The sequence below is a fragment of the Xenorhabdus sp. KK7.4 genome, assembly GCF_963876465.1.
Taxonomy (GTDB): Bacteria; Pseudomonadota; Gammaproteobacteria; order Enterobacterales; family Enterobacteriaceae; genus Xenorhabdus; species Xenorhabdus stockiae.
This window is the reverse complement of the sequence record NZ_CAWNQF010000013.1, coordinates 126,753-148,422: the sequence shown is the minus strand read 5'-3', so window position 1 is coordinate 148,422 and position 21,670 is coordinate 126,753. Positions and strand designations below refer to the sequence as shown.

At 43.1% G+C, this 21,670-nt stretch carries 8 protein-coding genes; 2 read left to right on the top strand and 6 right to left on the bottom strand.

Annotated elements, in window-relative coordinates; all coding sequences use genetic code 11:
- From AACS90_RS03590 to AACS90_RS03565, 6 genes are all read right to left on the bottom strand, one after another.
- The coding region (locus AACS90_RS03590; RefSeq protein WP_153043654.1) for a hypothetical protein at positions 1-201 on the bottom strand (201 nt) is incomplete at its 3' end.
- 200 nt (positions 202-401) lie between these two features.
- A complete protein-coding gene (locus AACS90_RS03585) occupies positions 402-1,514 on the bottom strand; it encodes a hypothetical protein (RefSeq protein ID WP_099121731.1) in 1,113 nt (370 codons plus the stop codon).
- A gap of 836 nt (positions 1,515-2,350) precedes the next feature.
- Positions 2,351-3,460 carry a hypothetical protein gene (locus tag AACS90_RS03580; protein WP_099121730.1) on the bottom strand — a complete coding sequence of 370 codons (1,110 nt, stop codon included), beginning with the start codon at positions 3,458-3,460 and terminating at the stop codon, positions 2,351-2,353.
- Between the two features lie 532 nt (positions 3,461-3,992).
- Positions 3,993-17,402 carry an MARTX multifunctional-autoprocessing repeats-in-toxin holotoxin RtxA gene (rtxA, locus tag AACS90_RS03575; protein WP_099121729.1) on the bottom strand — a complete coding sequence of 4,470 codons (13,410 nt, stop codon included), beginning with the start codon at positions 17,400-17,402 and terminating at the stop codon, positions 3,993-3,995.
- 135 nt (positions 17,403-17,537) lie between these two features.
- A complete protein-coding gene (gene rtxH, locus AACS90_RS03570) occupies positions 17,538-17,858 on the bottom strand; it encodes a protein RtxH (RefSeq protein ID WP_099121728.1) in 321 nt (106 codons plus the stop codon).
- Between the two features lie 503 nt (positions 17,859-18,361).
- On the bottom strand, positions 18,362-18,526 hold the full coding sequence (locus AACS90_RS03565; protein WP_193757175.1) for a hypothetical protein: 165 nt from the start codon (positions 18,524-18,526) through the stop codon (positions 18,362-18,364).
- Between the two features lie 432 nt (positions 18,527-18,958).
- On the opposite strand from AACS90_RS03565, the gene AACS90_RS03560 reads away from it, so the two are divergent.
- Positions 18,959-20,383, top strand: coding sequence for a porin family protein (locus AACS90_RS03560; protein ID WP_099121727.1), 1,425 nt, complete (start codon positions 18,959-18,961; stop codon positions 20,381-20,383).
- Between the two features lie 291 nt (positions 20,384-20,674).
- Positions 20,675-21,547 (top strand): hypothetical protein, encoded by an 873-nt coding sequence (locus AACS90_RS03555; protein ID WP_099121726.1) that lies wholly within the window; start codon positions 20,675-20,677, stop codon positions 21,545-21,547.
- Positions 21,548-21,670: the final 123 nt, after the last annotated feature.

The window sequence follows — 21,670 nt, the reverse complement described above, 5'->3', positions numbered from 1 at the left end:
GGAAAAACCGATGCCAAAGCCGATATCCGCTGAATTCAGCGGGCTGTATGCCAGCGCCAGGGTCAGCTCCGGCCCCAGTTGGTTATTGCCGATAAGGTGCGCCACCGGCATCACATAATTAAACAGCCCCGTGCGCGGATCGACACGGCCTGCGGCGGTGCTCTGAAAATTCCCGGCCTGAGAAAAAAAGTCAGTGCTCATCTTTATCACCTTATTAAAATTAGGACGTAAATAGTGTCCCATCTGGCATATATTAAATTACCGGCAGTGACAGAAATAAAAAATATTTTGGAAAACCATAAAATAATATTCAAATAGTCAGTCTCGACTAAAATATAAATATTATTTTTAATGTCTCCATTATATATCCTCACTAATTTATAAAATAAAACACATATCATTCAGCCTTCCTGAAAATGAAACTTATCAGCATTATTCATAATGATTTTTATAAAGACCGATTCATTACCATAGATATCATGGAATTTAAACTGTGGAACCTGATTAGGTTTATCATTCCAAAAATGACTATCATCAGGAAATATACCGTCACGTTTAGAAAGTGGACTTTCAAAATAGAGGCGACTCATGCTAACGACATCTGTACGTGGTGTTGTTACTATCTTAACTTGTGGGGTTGCTTCATAACGTATTGTTATATCTCTTTTATCTTTTTCAACCATGTTATACGACGCTCCTGCATTTTTCTCTTCTTCTTTATACCTCCCCCAAATAAACCAAAGAAAAAGATCATTGTCTCTTGTATGATGAGTAAATCTTAGATAATCATATCTATTAGGATTTTCATCATTTTTTGTATGTTGGACATAAACATCTTTCACTTCATATCCACTCAAAGGAAAAATATAATAATTATTTTGAATCCAATCATGATATGAAAAAGTTGGTGGATGAGTTTCATCCCCGAATATACTATGTGTAGTTTCAGTTGATTTAAATTCATATTTCCCGCTAGTAAAATTTTCTATAAATTTAAAATCTATATTTTCAGGGTGATAAACAATTGCTCGACGACCGTGAACATCAATATACGATCCGTCTGCAGTGACATTATGATATGATAAATATTCTTTCCCACACAATGTAATTTTCGCGATGATTTCCTTAGTTTCCTCTTTTTTTGTTTTCAACCAATAAACTTTTCGCTGAGATCCATCATCCTTGGTGGTGTCTCTTCCAGATGATAAATTTATGTCCCTGGTTACATCACCACGTGGATACGTGTGAGAGTAATCGTTTTCATCAGAGCTGTATGTCCAATCACCCGTTAATTTTTCGTGCGTTACTATATCAAGTAACTCAATGCTATCTAATTGTTCAGGAGATAAAGTTACTTTATCCAAGTGAACATTCGCAGCGAGTATATCAATAGCGATACCAATTTGCATATTTCCATTAGCAAATAGCTCACCTTCCCTTTTTCCATCAAGTAATATAAGAGTGAAAGTGGGTAGACCGGTTATTATCAAATCATTATTTTGTTTTAAATTCATTATAATCACCCTCTAAAAAGAAAGAATAAAAATAATCATCATTTTAATGAAGTATTTATTTTTATCATTACAAAAAAACATAAATCCATTGAGTATAACCCCACAGAAACATAACCCACATAATTATTAATATAAAAACCATTCAATATCATATAGATTAACTACATTTAAAAATGGTGAGCATCACGATTTACACTAAACATATATAAAATACTAGACCCAACACTAAGATATTTCCAGAATAAACCCATAAATAAAATCACATTAGTTAAAAAAATTAAAATAACTAACTTATATTAAAATAAAAATAAAAATTTTTTATTATTTAACAGTATGAATTTTATAAAACCATTTAATAATGAAAGATTATTAACATGTTTATTATCTTTCATATTGTCTCTTTGTTAATTTCGTTCACTTCAATCAAACATGCTGCGTCTATTCTCATGAAAAATAAGTAAGAGGCTTCTGCCTCTCACCGGAAACCAGCCTTTGGCTGAGTAAATTCATTGGGTATAAAACAACATCAAATCAGTCTGTCTTTGCCGATGGTTGTATCTGACCAAGCGGCGACAATCGCGGATCAACCCTACCTGCCGCCGCACTTTGAAAATTAGTAGCCTGAGAAAAAAAGTCAGTGCTCATCTTTATCACCTTATTAAAATTAGGACGTAAATAGTGTCCCATCTGGCATATATTAAATTACCGGCAGTGACAGAAATAAAAAATATTTTGGAAAGCCATAAAATAATATTCAAATAGTCAGTCTCGACTAAAATATAAATATTATTTTTAACATCTACATTATATACCCTTACTTATTTATGAAATATATATCATTCAGCGTCCCGAAAATGAAAATTATCAGCATCATCCATAATAATTTCTAACAAGACGGATTCATTACCATAGACATCATGGAATTTGAATTTTGGAATATAGTCATTTTTATCTTCCCAAAAACCATCTTCTGGATTTTCGAAATATAACCTACTCATACTAATAGCCTTCTTTTCGTGGGGTTTTGTTACTATACGTACTTGCGGAGTAGCTTCGTTTAATACTGAGAAATACTGGCAATACTGATATTCCCATCTTCGATATTCAGCTCCAGCGATTTTCTTATCTTGATATAATCCCCAAAGAAACCAAAGGTAAAAGTGGTTAGCTCTTGTGTGGTGGGTGAATCTTAGGTAATCATACATGAGAGGATTATTATCGTTTATGGTATTGTGAATCTCCACATCCTGCACATCAACCTTTTGACCATTATTAATAGGATATATATAATAATTATTTTTAATCCATTCAAAGTATTTATAACTAGGCGATTGAGGGACATCATCACCATCAATATAATGGTTAATAACAGTCGTTTTATATTCATATTTGCCACTGTCTATTCTGAGTGCAACCTCATGACCAAGATCACTAAGATCACTAGAATCGTAAACAATTGCTCGACGACCGTGAACATCAATATGCGATCCGTCTGCAGTGACATTATGATATGATAAATATTCTTTCCCACACAATGTAATTTTCGCGATGATTTCCTTAGTTTCCTCTTTTTTTGTTGTCAACCAATAAACTTTTCGCTGAGATCCATCATCGTTGGTGGTGTCTCTTCCAGATGATAAATTTATGCCCCTGGTTACATCACCTCGTGGATACGTGTGAGAGTAATCGTTTTCATCAGAGCTGTATGTCCAATCACCAGTTAATTTTTCGTGCGTTACTATATCAACTAACTCAATGCTATCTAATTGTTCAGGAGATAAAGTTACTTTATCCAAGTGAACATTCGCAGCGAGTATATCAATAGCGATACCAAGTTGCATATTTCCATTAGCAAATAGCTCACCTTCCCTTTTTCCATCAAGTAATATAAGAGTGAAAGTGGGTAGACTGGTTATTATTAAATCATTATTTTGTTTTAAATTCATTATAATCACCCTCTAAAAAGAAAGAATAAAAATAATCATCATTTTAATGAGGTGTTTATTTTTATCATTACAAAAAAACATAAATCCATTGAGTATAATCCCACAGAAATATAACCCACATAATTATTAATATAAAAACCATTCAATATCATATAGATTAACTACATTTAAAAATGGTGAGCGTCACGATTTACACTAAACATATATAAAATACTAGACCCAACACTAAGATATTTCCAGAATAAACCCATAAATAAAATCACATTAGTTAAAAAAATTAAAATGACTAATTTATATTAAAATAAAAATAAAAATAAAAATTTTTTATTATTTAACAGTATGAATTTTATAAAACCATTTAATAATGAAAGATAATTAACATGTTTATTATCTTTCATATTGTCTCTTTGTTAATTTCGTTCACTTCAATCAAACATGCTGCGTCTATTCTCATGAAAAATAAGTGAGAGGCTTCTGCCTCTCACCGGAAACCAGCCTTTAGCTGAGTAAATTCATTGGGTATAAAACAACATCAAATCAGTCTGTCTTTGCCAATTGTTGTATCTGACCAAGCGGCGACAATCGCGGATTTTGTCTGGTTATCAAGAGAATCCATAAAACCACTGTCTCCGACTGTTGGAGCAAATCCACTCATGGCTTGCACCAGTGAATCTACCGCATGAGTTGATAGCGCGGTGAACTCACGTTCTCCTCTCGCATCTTTATCCCCTATCCGGGTGATAATATCCGCCTGATTACCATTGAAGTAATCATTGAAAGTGACCGAACCGGTGGCTTCAAACTGCCCCTGAGCAGAGGTATCGGTGACATGACGGGCTGTCAGCAGTACCAAATCATAGCCGCTGCGCTGGAACCACAGGTTCTGCCAGTTCAGGTTATTGAAGATAATTTTGTCGCTGGATTTGATATCTTCAACGAGGTTATCAATCACATCACCACTGACGACAAAACTATTCACACCTGTCCCCCCCGTAAAGCGGTTCTGATATCCCCCCAGTACCAACAAATCATCACCGTCACCGCCATTGAGCTGGCTGAATTTGGAAACCACATCGGCGATCAGGTGATCATTTCCTTCTCCGCCATTGATCAGGGCGTGATAACCCATCAGTTTGATGGAATCATTGCCTTCATTACCTTCAATCCGGTTCTCATTACCGAATACAGTGGCAAAATCATTGCCTTCTGCGAGTGCCACCTGATTGTTGTTACCGATGGCAACGACGTAATCCTGCCCTTCCCCGCTATCGATACTGTTAAAGTTACCGGAGGCCACGATATAGTCACGTCCTTCTCCCCCTTCAATGACTCCGCCTTCACCAAAGGCAAAGACCTGATCGTTACCCTTGCCCATATAGGCGTAGTTAATACGGCCAGCCAACACGGCAACATCATCTCCGGCTCCGCCGAACATCATGTTTTCCCGTCCCATCAGAACGCCCATGTCATTACCTTCACCGCCGGTGAAAACATTTGAAGTACCGAGCGAGTAAAACGCATCGTCACCACGGCCTCCCCAGAAGTTGTTGTTATCGCCCAGATAAGCGCCCATATCTTTACCGTCACCACCCCAGTTAAAGTTATAGTTACCCAGAGAAACGTGAATATCACCGTCACCTTGCAGATGACCGCTGTTACGCAGGAAATCAAAGGTCTTGTCCTGCATATTCAGTAAATCTGCGGTCAGGTTCTGTTTCAGGCTGGTGACCAGATTTTGCATGTCCTGCTGTTTTTTCTGGCTGAACAAGGTTGCAAACAGGTTTGGCAGATTAAATGAGTTAAAACCGGCTGTGCGTTCTGGCTGTACATTGTCTCCGGGCTGTTCTTCAGCCTGTTTTGGCTGGTCATTAACAGGGGCTTTCGTTTTCAGCCCGTGATTTTCAAGGAAAGAATTCAGGGCATCAGTATCTGCCGCCGAATGCTCTTTGATGTAATCTTTCAGGGTTTGCGGATCAATAAGCGCCTTTAACTGATCACTGCTAAAGCCGCTGATGACCTCCAGCATCTCCTGTATAACCGCAACGCCATCCACAGGCTGACCGTTTCGGGAGATAATGTGGCCTTCCGCGGTGTAATCCACATTAAAGATTTCGCCTAAAGTGGTATCTGCATCAACACGGGCAAGGCTCCGCAACAGTTTATTTTTTAGCTGGCGCGGTAAATCCAGAACACTATAAGTGAATGTCGTTCTCGCCAGCCCTGTTGTTGTGTACTGCTGGGTCATCAGGCCAAACAGTGACCCCAGATTAATATCCAGCAGCGACTGAATATTGTCACCGAACATAAAATTCCAGCTACCGGTTGTCACCTGAATATCCGCACCGCGCCCGCCAACAGCAAAGTTAAAGGCGAGTTTTTCATTGGCCTGTCGGAATCGGTCTGCCCGGCTGAGATTACTGACTTTCGGCGCCTCTCCTCCCAGCCACTGGTTGTATTTTTTGTTCAGTGCGCTTTCGATATCGTTCTTCAGGCCACGGCCACTGCGTAATTCCTGAGAACCCATCTCAGTCAGTGAACGGTAGTCCACACTGCTGGTCAAATCCAGCCCTGACATATCCTGTAGGTATTTTTTCACACTGGCGATTGTCCATTGCTCTTCCTGAGCGGCCAGCCAGCCCGGAGAAGAGAACGAACCGGAGATATCCTGCAAAACGCCTGACATACGGGATACGCCGTCAAACGGGTTAAGCATTGGCGGTGTCGGAATAGATTTATCCATCATGACAATCAGATCGTTACTGCGTCCCTGATTAAAGCTGATGTTCCGGTTGCCGATGAACAACTGTGCGCCTTCCAGTGCCTGATAACCGGCAATATTCACGCTGTGTTTGCTGTCACCGTCTCCCAGATGAACCATGACGTTATTATCGCCAAACGCCAGAGACTTAAAGCCTCCCGTTCCTAATTTAAGGCCGACATTTGTGGTTCCCCAGTTAATGGAGGTAAATTCTCCGTCACCAATTTGCAGCTGCACATTGCCGGAATAACTGAGTTGATTGTTTTTTGATGGTCTGCTCGCATCATCGTTATTCTGAACAAGACGTTTACGTGATGAGTGAAAGGTTTCTCTGTTATCGGCAATCGCGCCGGTGGCGGCTGTACTGGTGTTTCGGCTGCCGATACGCGCAAGTACAATGTCACTTTCAGAGATACCATGACGTACCCGTTCTGAGCGGGTTTCCAGTTCATCGTTAGCATTCCAGTTCAGAACCGTTTTATTGTCATGCAGCTTATGCACCCACTGTTCCTGTGCATCTCTTCGGGTATATTTACGCCCCGTATTATCCACGGCAATATTACTACTGCGTGCAGAGACTGAAGCACGGATACCCTGCTGTTTAAGTTCAGTCATAAAATGGCGGGCAAAGCCATCGCGCTTATCATCACTGATCAGAGAGCATCCCACCAGGCTGATATGCTCCGGTGTTCCGCCATAGCGGAAATCACGGCTGAACTGTTTTAAATTGATCGCTAATTCAGCCGCATTATAGCCCCCCATGCGGGTATGATTTAATTCAGTAATTTCACGCCCGTGACCGATAATCTGCCAGCGTAGTTTACCTGTCAGTCTGGCTGGATCACCGTATACCACCCGATATTGGCCATTTGAGTCAAACTGAACAACGATACTGGAATCAGGGTGTTTCCCTGCCAGATTGGCAGCAGCTCTGGCAACAACCGGGTCATTCTCAGTCTGGATAATGATCTGGCTGTCAAAACGGCTGGAGCCGCTTTCCGGTTGCGGTGTAACGGTAATGTCTTCCCACGAAGCAACATTTTGATTATGTAGCGGGCGCTCTGTGCCTAAAGCATTTTTCATGGGGGAGCCATCAAAAATTTCCATTGCCAGAATATCTCTCAGGTTCATTTTGTCATCAATGACCGGACGATAAGAAGCCAGCGCCCGTCCATCCACAACAATCACCTGATTGAAAAAGCTTTCCTGATGCTCATTTTTGGGCATACCGTAGTATTGCGCCATATTCATGCCAGAACGGCTAAAGAAACGCTTAACATAAGCACTGAATTTCTCTGCCGAGGAGAATTCCACAATACCGACATTAGGATCATAGAACCCATACATCCGCGTTCCGCTGTTGTCTTTTGACCACGCCGCCATAGCATGATCCGAGGTATTCAGCTCAAGTAAAATCGCCCGGCCATCCGCATTGGATACCGTAATTTCGTCGATGACATCCTTCACGGTTAATGCCTGATTACCACTCAGTTTTTTCTTCCATGCCCTGAACGTATTATCAAACATCGGTGCGCGGATATAGAGTGCAGAGAGTGCACCGAGTAATTTACTGGCGTTAGCTTTTTCCGATTCAGCGTACAGCTCCGGATGGCTGAGGACAGAAGCCGCAGAGTAGAGTTTTTTCAGAAAATCATTGCTGACGTTATCCTGCCCGTCATTCTCAAGATGTTTTGCCAGCAGAACCAGTTCTGACAGCGGCATGCAACGCCCGCCGAAACCATCATTGGACAGATTCAGCAACATCAGTTGAGGAGCCAGATGTTCGTTTGCCTGCAAGTCCTCAGCACCGGTAGAAGCGACATCCCGGAACAGACGGCTGTGTTTTTCTATTCTTGGCCGCAAGCTGAGTTTCAGTGCCCGGTTTTCAATTTCCCAGGATAACGCACCTTTCTGCTCCGCTGTCCAATTGCCTTTCAGCAGCAGATCCACCAATTGCTTAATTCCCATATCAGCATGGAAACTCTCAACCAGATGTTCAGCCTGATTATGCCCGTAGCCTGACAGGAATTTTTTTGTCGCCCGCAGATCGTACACTCTGCCGGTTTTATCTGTATGGGACTGTAAAAACTGCATATAACGCTTCAAATCGTTCCTGATGCCTTTGATAGCAGCACTTTCCTGTTCTCGCACGTTAGTTTCAAACAAACTGCTTGCAGACAAATTGCTTTCAGACAAACTGCTTTCAAACAAGTTGGTAACGATCTTATTAGCGTACAGCTCCATCATCCGGCGGCTGGAATCATGCCCCAGATAAGTATGTTCACCAGAGATGTTATAACCGGTGCTAATGAGCTTAGTACGCAGTTTTTCGCCTTCGGTTCCCAGCCCGTCCCGGCCAGTAAGCACCATGATAGGGGTCTTTTTGCTAATACCCTGTAGGTTCTTCTCCACTGAGAATTTTCCGTTAACCGATTTTGCCAGTACAGAAACGACGCCTGTCGGATTCAGGATATTATGAGCTGTAATGGCTTTGGTCATACTGGGCATCGGTCTGTCAAACAGCAGGCCGGCAACAGGTTGCCCTCTTCGTCCAACATAACGGGCCAGATCAGCCGCAATCGGTGCCCCCATTGAATAGCCGTGAATCACAATATTTTCAGGTTTAATACCACGATTGTTGACCAGATAACGGAACATGGTACGCGCATCCTGATACAGGCCGTTTTCACTGGGGCGACCATCACTGGTACCGTAACCGCGCATACTGACAGCAAGCATATCAACACCCTGCTGCTGATAATGTGTCTGGATTTTACTGGCCTGTTCTTCTGCGGAAGAACCTGAACCATGAATAAACAGCACGACCTTGTCTGACGGCTCCACAGCACTCAGATGGTAATAACCTTCCAGACGCCCCGCCTCACCACGCAACGTGATTTTTTCTGCCATCTTTCGCTCAATTGCCCGGCTAAGCCCTATTTGCACTGCTTTACCGATACGCCGGCGATCATCTCTCATCCCGTACAGCTCATTATTCATAAAGCGAGCCAGCGGGTTACGTGGCTCACTGTCACGTAATGGTGAACCATCATTTTCAATCGCCACTTTTTCCAGTATCTCTTCATAAAGATCATCCGGCTGGTCCAGGATCCGTCCCACACCATCACTATTCAAACGACGATATTTATTTTTGACCCGCTCAGCCTGTGTCGCCTTCTGCAATGCCTGACCAAATTGAAAGAGATCGTTAGGTTTCCAGATACCATATCCGGGACGCCACGCATGACCGAGAACGTTTTCTGCGCCGCCGGCTTTCAGAACACGGGCAACAACCGTTGAGCAGTTTTTGGCGAAAAGTTGGTAGCGCGCATCCGGGTCTGTGCTGATTTTTTCCCACTCAGCCTGCATTGCCGCTACATCAAGGCCTTCCAGATTGATGCGGAATACCCGTCCCTGATCGGCTTTGCCATCTTTAAAAGCGTTAATGTCAGCTAATTCTCGCTCAGCGAACTGGCGCGTCACATTGCCAATTAAATGCTCCATGCGTTTAGAATTCTGCAATTCTGCTGCCATACGCAGTACTTCGGCAAAACGCTGAGCCACTTCCTGCATATCCATATTGTCATCCCGCCATTGAGCAAGGAATGGCTGATAAATATGAGGCGGTATCTCAGCCGATTTAAGCATCTCAGGATTAGCCAGTGCAGCCATCGCGAAACTTTCACTGACATCCTTAAACTTGGCATCCACGCCTTTTACGGCTCTCAGTTTTTCAACGAATTCTTTCAGTTCACCTGAGCCATCAACCAGACCAAAATCATCATCTTCTTCGGAGGCAACGTCATATCTCAAAGCCGGATTCTGATGAGCGGGCATACTGAGGTCACGCCAGCGGATCCGAAAATCAGACTGACTATTATTTGTCTCCATCAGCTCCTGTAAATTAAGGGATTTGCTGCCTGCCGGCCACCAGCTCACATAGTTCATGTCATTGAAATCCCTGACTTCTTCAGGGCTGACTTTCACACGCCCGTGACCAATTTGCAGCGCAGCATGTCCCACGCTACTGTGATCACTCGGTTTCCAGATATAAAGGGTGGCGCTGACCGGCGATAAATGACGCTCAATTTCCCGATGGACTTTTTTGAGGCCTGAAATATCGATCCCGATACCATCTTTTGCCAGATCACTGGCTTTCAGTTTGGAGAAGATGGCATTGGTGACGTCCTGCCCATATTCTCTGGTAACGGCCTCCATAACCAGTCTGACTCCCTTGCCCGCGGTGTCTTTGGCTATCTTCACACTGAATCGGCCCTGCGTGACGAAATCACCCTGCGTATCAATATAGAGGTGTTTGGAATCACTGAGCTTAGAGTTGGAGAGTTTGTTGTACAGTTCGCTGAAGCTGCCTTCACCTGAACTTCTCAGTGTCGGCTCCGCCAGAGTCATGGATTCAGAAAGGCGCCCATAAACCTGGGATAACAGCTGTTGCATCGCCGGAGTCCGTTTTGAATCCGCGTGCCCAAGCACATAGCCTTCAACCTGCTGGCAGAGGTAAGTTAATTTTTCGATGGCATCCAGTGAATAATCCCGGTCTTCCATCAGTGCCTGCTCATAACGTTGCAGCGCATCAATGACGTTACGGTAACTTTCCCCCATTGGCTTACCTTTTATGTAAGCCTTTTGTTGCAATTCATCGACTGACATCAATTCAGCAGAGGGACGGTAACTCCAGCGACCGTTAATTTTTTCAGCCAAAATCTGCGTACGCCGTTGATCATAAGAAACGATATTATTTTCGATGAAATGCAGTTCTTTGGGGAACTGATCATAACTCTCATAATTAGCCAGAATGAATTGTTCAATGACTTTAAGCTGTGCCGGATCTTTCGGGTTTTCCACCTTAATCATCTTAATCGGAGAATGACGATTTTCCGGCCATGAATGCACTTCAAAAGTATTATCTGCCCCTTCACGGATGAGAATATTCAGTTCAGAACGCAGCCGATAAAACGGCAGTGCTTTATTCAGCATACTATCAATAGCACCCAGCCTGACGTTCAAATCAACTAATGTATCCGGCTGATAATGATCGGCATTTATCTCCCGATATTTTTGTTGCTCAACCGGATTCAGGGCATCGAAACGTACTTTCATGCCAATATCATTATCGTTCAGCCGGCTGCCTATCTGTTTCAATGGCAGATGTTTATATTCGGCAGCGGGTTTATCCAGTAAACGGATCTCACCGACCATCCCTTCACGCTGTAATTGGCGGAGTACCGGTAATTCAAGGTTCCAGAAGGTGCTGCCCAACAATAGGCCACCTTCTGCTATCACATAGACATCCCCGCGGGCTTTAGTTGCATATACTGAACTCCAAAGCCCCATATTGCTCCGGACAGAGGCCTCAATGGCTGATTGCTGCTCTTTTTGACGAATATCATGAGGGTCAAGCGAATGTGAGGCCCAATCCAACAGTCGTTCACTCAATGTGTTACTGAACGCATGCCCCGGTAAATCAGTGTCATAAACGACTTTCTTTCCATTAGGCTGGGCAGCATTCAGCAATTCACGGTATTGCTGGGAATTATTCCCCGAACGCAATGTCACCACACTCTGTTCACCGTCAGCCGGATCAAAATGGTAGCCGTACTGCTCCAGCTGAGCCATGAAACGGACACGTTTATCCCAGTCATAATCAATGGTGGATTCCACAAATAATTTTGCCAGTGAGGATACCTGAGCCTGAGGAATAGTGTGTTTAATGCTGTTGAGATAACCTTCGATATAATCGATCATCTTTTGCCGGTGACTCTCATAAAACTCGACATCAATACGGGCAATTCCCGGTACGGGGATATAATCATCAGCTGAAAAATCCATCAGGCGCTCAGTGTCACTATCCAACCAGCGATAGATATCCGCGACTTTTTGTGCCCTTGCAGTAATCGTGGATAGTGAGGCAGAATTTGACGGTATCTGTCTGTTTTGCGGTAAACCATAATCTGCAGCTAAACGCTCATTCCCCAGTGCTTCCAGCTTATCTGTCACCGCAACTGAAATATCAGGCAATGCCCTGCGCAGTGTTTCAGACGCATCAATTTCCCGACTAACTTCATCAGGAAGAGTGATATTACGGGGCGGCTCATCTGGCTGCCGGGTAGGCACAATATTTGTCTTTCTGGAAATAATGCCTGCTTTAATTTGTAAACGGTCCAGCGCCTGTTTTGCATCAGCCAGTGGCACCAGACTATCGTCTGACTCCGGGAGGTCCAGCCTGAAACGCCCCTCACCCTGCGCCGCTATATCCTGAGTAATATGGCTGCCGGTATGTTCTGCACCATTTGGTTCATAAGCCGGGCCGGATAAACCACTCCCTTTGTTTTCTCTGCGGGCGGTTTTCTGGCTGCTGTTTTTCGCTTCAATTGCAGCATCCTGCTCTGCCTGCTGGGCAGTGTTATATCCATCAGAGGCAGCCTGTGCGGCCCGTATCTTCTGTGACTGTGCCTCTTGCGACCGGAATTCTGCCCGGTTGCGGGCATCTGTAATATCCTGCTGCGCATTCCGTTGATTCTGTTCACTTCTGACAATACCCGCTTCTGACTTTTCCAGAGCTGTATCGATTTGATTCCGGTGTTGCAGAAGAGATGAATCCGAAGATTTCAGTTGCTGCTCGGCAATGTTTTTTGCTTTATCCAATTGTGACTGGAGATCATCCAACAACCTGCCCGCATAATCATGACGCCATTGTGTACCGGAATCTCCCTGATGATGCCCGTTTGGCAGATTATCGAGACTCTCTAGTGCCTTAGCTTTCGCCAGTAGATCATCAGTGATAGCCTGATCCTCTTGCCTGATGACATCACGCTGTGCCAGCCCGTTCGTATTCAGGGCATCAAGATCGGTTGCTGCCAGCTGATTCTGAGTATCCGCAATAGCCGCCAGCTGTTGATCTCTTTCCTGCATCAGTCGTTCACTGTCGGCTTCAGCATTTTCCTTATCATCCAGCACCTCACCAGCCACTGAGGTTTGTGGTGTCTGCTTCACTTTGGCACTTCCAGAACGATTTGAGCATGCAACAACGTTATCCAGAATATAACCTCGGCCATCACTTCTGCCGGTGCCGCTGAATGCCAGCCGGTTACTACCGGCCTGTGCAATGAGTACCAGCTGTTTATGCTGCCAGGCGATACTATCGTCCGAAGATGAGAAAACAACCTGACCATTCCAGAGCACTTCTATACCGTTATCATCGGTGCTGCCTGCACGCGGTGCAAAGTCAAAATCAAGGGTAATGACTTCTCCCGCTTTCAACTGGTGGAGATCCTGATAAATGGTGGTGTTGGCATGAGCATCCAGTTCAGTCACATGACTACCGTGGCCTGCGTCATCCAGCCCATAAGACGCCGCCGGATGCTGGACTTCAATCCCGTTGGTGGCTTGCCATCCCTGTGTACCGGCCTCAAAATCCCCGTTAATAATCAGGTTAGGCTTCTGATTTTTCGTGGGTTGCTCTTCCCCATTCATGATGGATTCCAGTCTGCCGACATCCGGTGTTTTCAGCTGGCTCACCGAGGCATGCAGATCAGTGGAAAGCGTGGAACTGACTTCACCGATTTCCGTCAGTTCAAAGCCTTTCAGACTGTTTATTTCCGGCAAATTGATGGCACCCCGCCCACGGTAACTGCCTGATGTATTGGCTTCATCACCCTGCACCAGAAAGTTAATTCCCTGACTGCCCATAGCTCCCAGTAACGTCTGTTTGATATTGCCGAACAGTGTCGCCAGTTTATGACTTTCCGTATTACTGGAGGCCAGCGCCAGATTGTAAAAATCCCCGTTACCTATCTGAATAGCGACGTTATTGCGGGCATAGGAAGCGTGGATATTCATCCCGTCACCAACATGAACACTGGCATTGCCGGTGCCTTTCATTACCGAGACATTCAGCCCGTCACCCACTTTGGTGCTGACATTGAGCTTACCCCAGGCCACATTGACCGAGATGCCATCGCCCACTTTGGTATTTACGTTCAAATCACCGTGGGCAGCAACCACGCTCAGGCCATTCCCCACGCTGGTTGTGATATTACTTTTACCCTTCGCTGCGGTAATCTGCATACCATCACCCACTTTGGTAACAACATTGCTTTGGCTCCACAGGGCATTAAGGCTGTCGCCCTGACCCACGTGCGTGACAATATTCGCATCGCCTTTCGCCAGTGTAACCTGACGGCCATTACCCACTTTGGTGATCACATTCGCTTTACCCCACGCGCCGGTGTAATCATCACCACGGCCTAAATGAGTCAAAATGTTAGCCGAGCCTTGTACAACACTAACCGCACGTCCATCGCCAATCTTGGTCACCAGATTGGCTTTCCCTCTGGCAAAGTTATAGTGATCCCCGGCTCCCACATGGGTCATGATATTGGCATCACCCCAGGCTGCATTGACCGCCAGACCGTCTCCCATTTTGGTCATCAGATTCAGCGTGCCTTTGGCAAAACCCACGGTATTGCCATCCCCGACATGAGTCATAATATTGCCGAACTTGGAAACAAGCAGGCCGACCGTTGTCCCGTTACCGACTTTAGTCAGGATATTCCCCTTGCCCAGCAAAACACCGGCAGTAACGCCATGACCAACATGGGTGATCACGTTGGCTTTAGCTGCGGCTAAAACCCCCATAAACTCATGTCCGACTTTCGTCACCACATTGGCTTCACCTAATGCCAGTACGCCGGTCAGCCCGCTGCCAGCGTGAGTCATCACGTTAGCCTGACCAAACATCGCTGCCAGCGTCGTACCATCCCCGACTTTGGTCATGATATTGGCATTACCGGCAAACAAACCGAGACTGGTGCCCTGACCCACATGGGTATAAATGTTAGCCTTGCCAATCATCACGGCCGCTGTCAGTTCATCACCCGCTTTGGTGAAAATATTGGTTTCCCCCACCATCGCGGCAAAAGTATTCCCGTTGCCAATATGGGTCATTACATTGCCCACACCAATCATGGCAGCAAGGCTTTCGCCATTCCCCACCTTGGTGGCAAGGTTGCCTTTCGCCACCATCAGGGCAACACTCAGGCCATCTCCTACATGGGTAAACACATTTCCCAGTGCTACCATTAGCGCCAGCGCATTACCGTTACCCACTTTGGTAAAGACATTACCGCCGCCAGCCATCATTGCGCAGACTTCACCGTCCCCGATATGGGTAAAAATATTACCGACAGCGAGCATGGCGGCAATAGTTTCCCCGTCACCCACTTTGGTAAAGACGTTACCGACAGCGCCCATCGTACCCAGTGTTCTGCCGTTACCCACATGAGTCAGGACATTGCCCAGTCCCAGCATGATGCCGGTGGTATCACCGTCACCCACTTTGGTCAGAACATTGGCACCGCCCATCATGACACCGGTTGTTTCGCCATTCCCGAGATGAGTCAGTACATTTGCACCCCCTCCCATCACAGAAAAGACCCGGCCATGACCTTTGCGGGTCAGAACATTAGCGCCACCCAAAGCGATAACCCGACTCTGGCTGTCATCGGTTTTTGGTAAATCAGACGGGGATGAATCGGAGGTAAGATGAGACGTACTGATATGGGTAATAACATTGGCGATACCGCCACCGTTGAAATTCAGATGGCCTTTTTTGCCTTTCTTGAAAATAACATTTGCCGCACCAGCGCCCCTGAATTCGGTATCACCAATTTCCGAGTTGTGCAGAATAACATTCGCAAGACCGGCCCCTTTAAAGTAAACATTGCCACGGGCCACATTGGATTTAATAACATTTCCCCCTCCCGCGCCTTCGAACCGGACATCACCGCTGCTGTCATTTTTTTTTATATCAGACGTGAATAATGCCTGTTCACGGACACTGCTCACATCAGCAATAGTTCCGGATGTTACCCTGACGGTATTGACGCTGTAATGCACATGACTCAGCGTATAACTGCCTTTACCCAAAGAGGAATAACCGTAATTAGGGCCGATAAATTGATCAGCCATTACTGCCGTTTGATCACCGGCTTTGTACCACGGTGTGGCGATGTATTTCAGCTTCCCGGTTTCAGGGTCGTTTTTCAGTTGAACGACCACAACCTTGGTATATTCTCCCAACACACGGGCATACAGATAAGTATTTTCCATCCGATTGGATTTTACCGGTTTTACATCAACCGTTGAGCCATCGGTGGAAATGGCATATCCCCCCATTCGGGCATCTGACAGCGTAATATTTTCTGCCGCGATCTGAACACCGTCAGCATAAGTTACCCACTCATTTTCCGGCAGTTCTTTCTCTATCGCATGTATCGTAAATGCCTGATGATATTCAGCCTTCAGGCCAGACAGGGTATAGGCGTTATCAAGGTTGATAATCTGGAAACCGTTACGTTCGGAGATATCATGTGATGCCAGATTATTAAGATGATTACCTTCCTTGAACCACGATGTTGTGAAATATTTCAGTCTGCCGGTTTGCGGATCATTGCTCAGATGGATTTTATTGACTTTGGTTACGTTTCCATCAACAAGTGCAAAGAGGTGGGTATTGGTTTCCCGTGCTGATTTAACGGCGGTGACTTTCTGATGGTTCTGGATCCAGTTGCCTGCCAGCGTTGCCGACATCAGAACCATCTCTTCTGCTTTTGCATAGGCCATACCTTCTCCGCCGAAATTATCATCCGTGCCTTTCCGCGTGATCTGGTTATAGCCACCTGCTCCCATAAAATGGATATTGCCGTGGGTAACATCTGAGTAGAAATGGTTATAACCGCCAGCACCGGAAAATGTGATATTGCCATTTTCACCATGACGATTAAGGCTATTGTAAGCACCCGCGCCTGAATAGTTCAGATGACCGGATCGGCCATTATGCTGGATAACCGCACCACCAGCTGCCCCGGAAAAAACAATATTACCTTCACCTTCTTTTTCGATTTCCGCATACCCGGATGCCCCTGTTACATTCAGGTTACCGCTGGTATCGCTGATTTTCAGGTATGCTGAACCACCGACTACAGTATCATTGCCTGAACCGGTATAAACCGAGGCAGCAATTGAACCTAACGCGATATGATCATTACCACCATACGCATGAATTTGGCCGCCAAATCCGATAGCAACAATATTATTATCACCATCATCAGCGGTGTAGTTTCCTGTAAAAAAGTATTCAACACTTCGCCAGAACGGTTTTCCCATAGTTCAATCTCTAAATTAAATGCCAGAATTAAAGACAAAAACGCCCAATCACAAAAAGCAACTGGGCGTTGATGTTTATCTCAGTGTTAATAAAACAGGTTAAATTAAAATGATGAAAAAATACTCGACAGCCATTTATTTGCTTTCGGTATTGGAAGGAGTCGTCGTATCAGAAGGCCCTGCAACCTCAGCAGGAACAGCGAGAAAGCCAGCAGTCATTAATTTATTGATTTCAGCTTCCATGCGAGGATCTTCCAGCATATTCTTCACCATAGAAACCATATACATAAAACCAGACGCAGGCATATGAATAACCTGCTTTAACTCCAGTTCCTGATCGTTTTCAGCTAATACACCATTTGCCATTTTATTAGGCTCTTGCCCGACAAAGTAGAGGGAGAACACGCCTTTGTTATAATTGACGCTGGAAATGGTTTGAACAAATTTTTCAGACATACAACTAAATACCGTTAAATAGGTTTTAAAATGTTTCAATATCAGTTAATAATTAACCACATTTAGTTGTATCAATATTACGCAGAGCCTAACCGGATAAGCTCTATACACAATGGATTTCAAGATGCGTCGCGGCGGCAAGGGAATAAACCCCCAAGAGCATAGATAACCGTATGTCTATAAAAACGGTGACCGGGGTGAACGAACGCAGCCAACAAAGAGGCAACCTGAAAGACGAAGTGTATAATTCAATAATTGATAACAACCAGAATAAAGAATGGTGAACTTATCACTTCAAATGAAAATATCTTAAATTTAGATTTAAAATCAACATACAGTAGAGACAAAGTCCGTTTAACCACTATAGTGAGTCCGAATAACCTCACCCAATAAGAATAAAAAATATTCTATTATTTTTAACCTGCTTTCAAACAGCCAACAATGGATTGAAGTATGCATCCCTGCTGTAAGGGAGTTCTGCCATCTTTATTGTCACCTATAACTCACCGATACCAATGATAGCCCCATAAACTGAGCAAGCAGTTTCCGTCTGGCGCATCCGGTGTAGTAACAAGTGCCACAACGTAGTCTGGCCGGTGAAGACTCGCTTCTTTAAAAGGATAGTTATCCAGATCAATTAATCCATCTGCACGGATTACCTCCATCACCGAACTCTGCTGGCAACTAAAATGTACGCTGTTCTTACTGCCGGGAATACATCAGAACTATGATGTCCCTGCTCTTATTGAAAAAATCCATATACTTTTGTTCAGATTTACTCTTTGTTTGAAAAAAATTAATTTTAAATTAAGCTTAAAACTATCCCATTAATTTTAATTAAGCAGGCTAGGATCATTATATGAAATCTAAAATCATCGTATCCATTTCTTTGATTCTCTCTGTAATAGCTTATTTTAAAAGAAGGGAGGATAAGGCCGTAATTCAGCAGTTATTTCTCTGAAGGTCAATCCTTTTTTTCTGGATTAGATTAACCGGAAAATGACAGTATTAGCGGCATTGTAGATGCTGTACATAACTACAATTAAGGCAAAGGTCATTTGGTTACCCTTTAACATGCTATCACTGCCAATGAAAATACTATGAAAAAAATAAAAGCAATCCTTATAACTGCTGTTACCACCCTGTTTATGCCTATAAGCCATGTCGTAATAGCCGAAGAAACAAAACCTCAAGAAGTAATAAAAAACCCAAATGTATATACGGAAGATGAAATATTAAGGCAACCCAGACTACTTGAAAATGCAATTGTCTCTTTTATTTATGAACAAAATGATAACCTTGAAAAATTACTTAATCTTTATAAAAGATCGCACAGTCAAGACCCCTATCTGATCCTTTGGGCTGAGGCGAAAATTCTCATGAAAAAAAGAGAATATCAGGAGGCTATCAATAAGCTAGAGAAATTTATCAAAAAGTATGATAACCCAACCGCCAAATTTGATTTGGCCATACTTTACTTACTCAATAAACGATACAATGAATCCGAAAAAGTTTTCAATGACTTATTACTATTAACCCATAATGAAAAAGAAAAGAAAATTTTAAATGATTATATAGAACATATCGAAAAGGGAAAAGAAGTTAAATTTGATATGGGTTTCTCCTTCAAAAGAGATTCCAATATCACAAGAATCACTGATAAAAGAACATATACGGGTCGCTACGACAATATCAGGAAAAAAGATGTGGGAATTTCCTACAGCCCAAGTATGAGAAAAAAATATTATTTTGATTCTGGCTTATTCTCTGAATTTGACATTGATGTTTATGGAATTAATTATCGGAAAGAAGAAAGATTTAATCAATTCAACACCAGAATAGGCAATAAATTCGGCTTTGAAGATTATTCAAATTATTTATACTTCAAACCTTTTTATATGAAGGCATTTTATGGTGGTGGTGGCTCATCTAAAGAAGCAAGTTTAAAACCTTATTATGACTCAATTGGATTTAACCTGTTTAAGTTATCGAGTTTAAATGATAACTTCAAATATACTATCTTTTATGAAAACAGAAATGATTATTATAACAAGAGAAAAGAACTTAACGGAGACGTTAATTTCGTTAGCAGCTCATTAATCTTTATACCTTTTAATGATTTATATATGTCATTATCCGGGAGCTATGGCATAACAGACAGAAAATCTAAAGAAGATAGTCATCATGACAAGGGCGCTGGACTTCTAATCAGAAAACTGTTTTTAGATGATTATTTAGTAGAGTTAAGCTATCGAAGAATGAAAACGAATTACCAGGGTAATACTTCATTTAGGATATTTCCGGATATGAACCTCAATGATCCTACTACTTGGCATTCGTATATATATAAATTCAAAAGAAAAGATGTTACTGATTCCATTTCTCTTTCACTCTCAAATGAAAATATTAATTTATTTGGCATTTACCCAACCCTCACTTTTTCTTATATAAAAAATAAAAGTACCCATTCTCTTTATTCCTATAATGAAAAAGATATTTTTGTTGATTTCAGGAGTAATTTTTAATGGTTTAACTGAACACAGAGGTTTAGATAGAAACACGCCGACTTAATAAAATGAACAACCATTGTCATCAATATATACTCCGGTTATACGTTATCATCGTGTGAACGGGATGAAAACCCCAACAGTAAATATGGAACAAAGTTTTCCATCGCTGATATCTATTTGTTTTAATTCTTGTTTTAATTCGAAAAATAAAATATTTCTAAAATTTGAAAAAAAAAATATTTAACTTAAACTTAATGTCAACAGTATCTCCTTAGTTTTTCCTAAAAAACAGATTGGAGTCATTATATGAACGCAAAGTCTAAAATATTTTTAGCTCTCGCTCTGGTGCTTTCTGTTACAGCCTGTTCTAAAGGAGGGGGATCCCATCATTCTATATCTGACCCGAAGACTAAAACTCCTGAACCTATTATAAATTTACTGCCAAAAGCAACGCCAGACAACACCTATATCGCTTATAAACCGGATCCGCCTGATAGTCAGTATACTATGTTGCATCTGTCCCTTGGGAAGAATGTGTGGTTTGCCGCTTCTGGTGATTATTCTGTGAAGCTCGGTGGTGGTACCCCGGAAAGCGAAGCCCAGGATAAAATAGATTTTGGACAAAACCAACAGGATCCGGGAAAGTATGATTATATTCAATTTGGTTTAACGGGTGATACTTTCTATATAGGAAAAGACCTCGGTGATCCCAATTATAAATTATTTAAAAACAGAGCTAATAATGCAACGTTAGGGCGTACAGATAAGGATATATACCTTGCAAGCCCTTGGATGGTCGCGGACACTCGGAATGATGGTACCCATACTTATAGTGGTAATGTAATATTCCAGGAAGATACAAACAAGATTCGCCATGATTTAACTATGACGCTAAATACTAACAAAGTACCTAATTCGAGTGTGCTTACAGCTGGTGCCTCAATTTATTTTGGTGGTCAGGAGGTAGCTAATGTGAAACCATACGCATTCCAAGATCAATCGCAATATATGTTTCAGGGTATCACACCTTTTGAGAGCGAGCGTGCTGAGTTCAGTTTTTTGAAGGGTCAGACGATGTCATGGGGATATACTGATAAAGATGCTACCGGCATAAGCGGAATATTGGGCGATGTAAATAACAAGAATCAGTTCGGTGCTTTCCTTCTGAATAAGGATTGAATAAAAAGGCCTTTCCGTAAGGTTAATAAAAAATGGCTCACATTAAGTGAGCCATTTTTATTAAATAACGATATATCTACGAGACTGCTCCCCGCCCCCAGCCCCATCGAGGGTTTACGGCGG